The 5,425-nt window shown below is 43.0% G+C and carries 4 protein-coding genes and 1 pseudogene; 2 read left to right on the top strand and 3 right to left on the bottom strand.

Annotated elements, in window-relative coordinates; all coding sequences use genetic code 11:
* Nucleotides 1–122: 122 nt before the first annotated feature.
* A pseudogene (locus H6S82_RS16090) lies at nucleotides 123–1,372 on the top strand (transposase).
* A 78-nt stretch (nucleotides 1,373–1,450) separates the two neighbouring features.
* Here H6S82_RS16090 and H6S82_RS16085 read toward each other — a convergent pair.
* Nucleotides 1,451–2,653 (bottom strand): hypothetical protein, encoded by a 1,203-nt coding sequence (locus H6S82_RS16085; RefSeq protein WP_190470313.1) that lies wholly within the window; start codon nucleotides 2,651–2,653, stop codon nucleotides 1,451–1,453.
* An 80-nt stretch (nucleotides 2,654–2,733) separates the two neighbouring features.
* Nucleotides 2,734–3,654: an LD-carboxypeptidase gene (locus tag H6S82_RS16080; RefSeq protein ID WP_190470317.1), complete on the bottom strand. Its 921-nt coding sequence runs from the start codon at nucleotides 3,652–3,654 to the stop codon at nucleotides 2,734–2,736.
* Between the two features lie 31 nt (nucleotides 3,655–3,685).
* On the opposite strand from H6S82_RS16080, the gene H6S82_RS16075 reads away from it, so the two are divergent.
* A complete protein-coding gene (locus H6S82_RS16075; protein WP_242056975.1) occupies nucleotides 3,686–4,126 on the top strand; it encodes a retroviral-like aspartic protease family protein in 441 nt (146 codons plus the stop codon).
* Between the two features lie 54 nt (nucleotides 4,127–4,180).
* Here the strand turns inward: H6S82_RS16075 and H6S82_RS16070 are convergent.
* Nucleotides 4,181–5,425 (bottom strand): hypothetical protein (locus H6S82_RS16070; protein WP_191056417.1); only part of this gene is annotated, 1,245 nt, incomplete at its 5' end.

The following is a 5,425-nucleotide window of genomic DNA, read 5'->3' as shown; positions in this document are numbered from 1 at the left end:
GGTTGAAAAAGTCGATCGCTCATTGTATATCCATTTTTAACTATCCCACTTGTAGCAGAAAAACAAATATAATTTAGCCCTAAATCTTATGCTAAAATTCTAGCGTAATGAGACAAAAAACAATGCTATTGTACGAATTTAAGCTGAAAGGCAAAGCCAAACAATATCGCTTAATTGATGAAGCGATTAGAACTGGCTTGTTTATCAGAAACAAGTGCATTAGATATTGGTTAGACAACTCCAAGGTTGGCAAGTACGAGCTAAGTGCCTACTGTAAAATCTTGGCATCTGAATTCAGCTTTGCGAAGAAACTGAATTCAATGGCAAGGCAAGCATCGGCAGATAGAGCTTGGGCGGCGATTTCACGGTTTCATGATAATTGTAAAAAGAAGATTGCAGGCAAGAAAGAATTTCCTAAGTTTAAAAAGCGATGTCATTCAGTTGAATATAAAACAACTGGTTGGAAGCTATCAGAAAACAGGAAGTATTTAATCTTGACTGATGGTTTTGAAATTGGCCAAATTAAACTGATCGGAACCTACGACTTGCATGGCTATCAATTATCAGATATTAAGCGCATCAGGTTAGTCAGACGGGCAGATGGATATTACGCCCAGTTTTGTATCGCCTATAATCGTGAAATCAAAACCGAACCAACCAAAAGGATGATTGGGCTTGATGTTGGTCTGACTCATTTCTATACAGATTCAGAGGGCAATCATGTAGATAACCCTAGATACTTGCATCGTTCGGAAAAAGCATTAAAACGATTACAAAGAAGAGTATCTAGAAAGTTTCGTACTGGTCAAAAACCGTCTAAAAATTACATCAAAGCCAAACAAAAATTAGCCAAAAAACACCTAAAACTTAGTAGGCAGCGTAAAGATTGGGCGTGTAAGCTAGCCCAATGCGTAATTCAGTCTAACGACTTGATTGCTTATGAAGACTTGCAGGTGAGAAATATGGCTAGGAATCACAAACTAGGTCAGAGTATTAGCGATGTAACTTGGTATCAGTTCCGAGTTTGGTTGGAGTATTTTGGCAGGGTGTATGGGAAGATAACTGTAGCCGTTCCACCTGAATACACCAGCGTTAATTGCTCAAATTGCGGTAATGAAGTCAAGAAAACGCTTAGCACTAGAACTCATAAATGTAGTTGTGGATTGGTGTTGTGTCGAGATACGAATGCGGCAATTAATATCTTGATGGAAGCATTAAGTACGGTAGGGCATACCGGAACTAGGGCAAAAGATGCCCTCAACGCTTGGGGAGAGTTGTCCCTCTATCTAGATTCAGTAATGAGTCTAGACAAGGACTCTCGCTGAACCAAGAATCTCCGTTTCTTGAGAACGGGGAGTGTCAATATTTTTAAGCAGCAATCTTTAGCGCGATTTCAACTGATGTTTACCCCTCCAACAGGTTGAAAAGCGCTGGGAGGGATAACAGGATATTATTTAACTACGCAAACTCCAGCGACTGATACCGCACATCGCTGACTGTTTCTGCCAGGAGTACCAGCTTGTAAGTTGCGAGTGCTGGTATTGTAAGTGTATTCTCCGGCTGGGTAATTGCGGTTGGCATTGGCGCAATACCTGTAAATTTGATTGGATTCTTCAAAAGAAACTACAACCAAAGAACTTGTTGCCGCCGGACAGGTATCCAGGACTCGCAATCCCAATTCATCTTGCAAAATTTGTCTTCTGGAATCGTTGAGTGAAGATGAACTTCCGGCAACAGTCGTGCCTCGTTTTAAATCGCCGCTGACAGCATCATAAGTGTATTCTCCGGCTGGATAAACGCGGTTGGCATTGGCGCAGTATCTGTAAGTTTGAGTAGATTCGGGAAAAGAAACGACTACCAAAGAACCTGTTGCGGGAGGACAGTTATCCAAAACTCGCAATCCGAATTCATTTTCTAATATGCGTCGCTTGGCATCGTTAGTTGAAGAAGAACCTTGGGCAACAGGAGCGCCTGTTTTGAGCTCGCCGCTAATAGCATCGTAGGTGTATTCTCCGGCGCGATAAACGCGGTTGGGACTGGCACAATATCTGTAAGTTTGTGTGGATTCGACAAAGGATACGACAACTAAAGAACCAGTTGCGGGAGGACAGTTATCCAGCACGCGCAATCCAAATTCATCTGCTAGAAGTTGTCGCCGTTTATCTGCGTTTGGTGAAACTGGATTTTGGGCAACTGAATTATCGGAAATTCCAGAAACGGAAAGGGTGTATCTTCCCCGCGTGTTATTTTGACCTAATACTAAAAGTCGATATTCTCCATCAGCGGGTACTCGGTAGCGTAGCGAATTCTGCGTATCGTCGTAAGCAACTTGCCTTTCGTTTTGCGATGAAATCAAAACTAATACTGGTGCGAGATTGCCTTCTTCAACATCGACGGAAATTTCGATCGTATCTCCTTGCTGGGCGTTAAAGGTGTATTCTTCTCCAGTAGCTGTTTGAATGGGAGAACCTGTCCTTGTTTGGTTTCTAAATCGGAAGGTGGGAGAGTTAGCGCGGATGACTCCATTAACGCTATCTCCATCATTGAGTCGTTCTGCTGCACCGACAATATCGCCGATCGCTATTACCATCATCCCTGCGATCGCGACACTTGCAGCCATTCTACGCAAAAACTTACGATCGATCTTCATCATGCCCCCTCACCTATTTTTGAAACATTGCTTGCTGTTTCGACAGATTATATAGATCTACGGTTCCTGGAGCATCCCAAGCATTACCTAAAACTAAGCATACCTCGATCGCCATCTAATTCTACTGGAACTCCCATCGGTAAGCAGGCGTTGGGGCCGTCGTGACCGAAGGGCAAGTCCGATCCGATGGGTATGCCAAGGTCACAGAGGCGATCGCGCAACACTTCCTCTATACTAAAACTGGGAATTCCCTCTGGAGCCTCGCAGCGACTAAATCTTCCCAAGGCAATACCTTTCACTTTTTGGAATATTCCCATCATCCGCCATTGGGTTAATTGTCTGTCAATGCGATAAGGAAATTCTGTCACATCTTCTAAGGCTAAAATTACTTCATCTAATTCCGGTTGCAACGGCGTTCCCAATAAGTGCGTCGCTACTGTTAGATTAGCCGGTAATAAAATGCCGCTCACTTTACCGCCACCCCATCCTACACCTTGCAATGGTTGCAGTTGCTTTCCTTCTACCCAGTCGAACAATCTTTGGATTGACCAATCCGGTTCGGATGCTATCGTGGTGAGCAAGGGGCCGTGAACGCCAGAAATCCCGATTTTACTCAAACTCCACAGCAGCGCAGTAACATCGGAAAAACCTATCAGCCATTTAGGATTGGTGATTGGGAATTGTGCTTTGCTCGCCCGTTCTCCTACAGTCCATATCCAATCTTCCAACAATCTAGTACTTCCGTAACCGCCTCTGACACAAAGGATTCCCTTGACTTCTGGATTGTGCCATGCTTCTTGTAGTTGGCGGCGACGATGTTCGTCTTTTCCAGCGAGATAGCCCCATTTTTCTTGCACATTGGTAACTTCTACACGATAGCCGCGATCGCACCAAATTTGCACGCCTTTTTCCAATGCTTGATATTCTCGCAAAGCACCGCTGGGGGCAACTACTTTTAGTAAATCCCCTGGCTGTAATGATGGTGGTAATTGACAGATATTCATATAATAGAATAATACCAGGAGGTGTATAATTATGCAATTCACTAGCGTCGATACAATGGGAAAAATTACTACAACTATCGCGGTTACGAATCGTTTGGATGAAGGTCTGGTAGAACGGGGTGTGATTTCAGCACAGGAAGTGCGATCGATTACTCTCAAAGATGTGCTAGTGGATACGGGAGCTACTACTTTGTGTTTGCCAGCCAATGTAATTTCGCGATTGGGATTATCCCTCCTCAAAGAAGTTGATATTGCTACAGCTACGGGATTGGGAAAAGCGCGAATCTTTCAAGATGCCAAAATTTCTTTGCTGGGAAGAGAGGGAACTTTTGAGTGTGTAGAATTGCCGTCAGGTGCAGATCCATTGCTTGGTGTAATTCCGCTAGAAGCGCTGGGTATTGAACTGGATTTGCAAAATCAAAGACCGATCCTTTTACCCATGAATCCAACAACAAGTTATTTAAGAATATAGTAAAGTAACTGGAAATTTCGTCAAGAATTTTGTTAATAATGGGGCACGAGCAAATTAAGATGAACGCGGCCATAAACGTCTGACCAACCAAGTCAAGGTTGCTGCTACGATCGCTACACTGAGAGTATACACCAACGGGACAGCAGGATCTAACCAGGGTTTTGGGACTAGCTGAGAATTGGTGAGAAGCAATCTAACAGGGTCTTTGGGATCTTTTCCGAGTTTATCCAGAGACGCAACGAAGGAGCCGACAGTCCATCCCATACCGATAATAGTAACGGTGTTTTGGAAGTTGCGATCGCGTTCGGCTTTATCAACTTCGACGCGGCTGCGAATGGCATTAATTGTATTTTCTAGCAGCCTCAAACCTCGTTCCAAATTTTCCGTATCTTTCTTTATTTGTTGCAGGTATTTTTCCGTTACCAATTTACTAAATTTACTTAAAAATTTCAGTTCTGTTTCGACTTTAGCTTTGGTTTCGATTCTCTCTAACCGATTCACATAATTATTCAAATTGATATCTATTGTGCGCCCTTGAAAATCCAGCTTATTTAAGTCGATGGTATACTTATTCAACGTATCCTGTACCACCGCCAAAGTTTTCCGAAATTTGGATAATTCTTCCCTTTGGTAACTAGCTTTGCCGATAGATTTACCAGAATCTTCAACGGTGACAAAATAATTTTTTATAGTTTCTTTGAGCAACCGACTTTGGCCGTAAGCCCACAAAATTTTGTGACGATAGCTAAATAAACGCATCCAATCATAATAAAAGCGATGAGCTTCATTTGTGGCTGTGGCTTCATCGGGATATAAAACAATAATAACGTGCTGGTTCTCTTGAAGACTTGCAATATTTGTCGCGTCGGTAAAGCCCTCTTTCATCACCAAGCGGTATCGCGAAAGTTCAAAGATATTTGCGCCAAGAAATTGACCCTTGCCATCCAAGTCGTGTTCCCAATTTGAACCTGGCATTAATGCCTGATAGCAAGCTTGGGCAATTTCTTCTGGGCTTTTTTTATTAGAATTAGGCAGCCAGCCAGAAATCATCCAGGTTTGTCCAATCGTAGCTGTTTGGCCGTTCAATCTGCGCTCAATTTCTGCTTTGAGTGCGGCAAAGCATTTGCTTGGTTGAGCCTGAGTAACATCGTTAACGGAACAATCTAACAGCAATCCATAAGTATCGTTTAGCCGCACGGGATAGTAATAGCCTTGAAACGGATACTCTGTATTGGTAGTTTCAAAGTTTTCAGTCTTTGCGGCTAAAAGTTCCACATATTCAGCTTCAAAAGCATCATC

The sequence above is a fragment of the Planktothrix sp. FACHB-1355 genome (assembly GCF_014748295.1).
GTDB classification, from domain to species: Bacteria; Cyanobacteriota; Cyanobacteriia; order Cyanobacteriales; family Aerosakkonemataceae; genus Aerosakkonema; species Aerosakkonema funiforme_A.
This window is presented reverse-complemented; position numbering and strand designations above follow the sequence as displayed.

Bases quoted from the DNA above. Each gene is read 5' to 3' on its own strand.
- H6S82_RS16075 (WP_242056975.1), top strand. From the start codon at position 3,686: ATGCAATTCACTAGCGTCGATACAATGGGAAAAATTACTACAACTATC.
- H6S82_RS16085 (WP_190470313.1), bottom strand. From the start codon at position 2,653: ATGATGAAGATCGATCGTAAGTTTTTGCGTAGAATGGCTGCAAGTGTC.
- H6S82_RS16080 (WP_190470317.1), bottom strand. From the start codon at position 3,654: ATGAATATCTGTCAATTACCACCATCATTACAGCCAGGGGATTTACTA.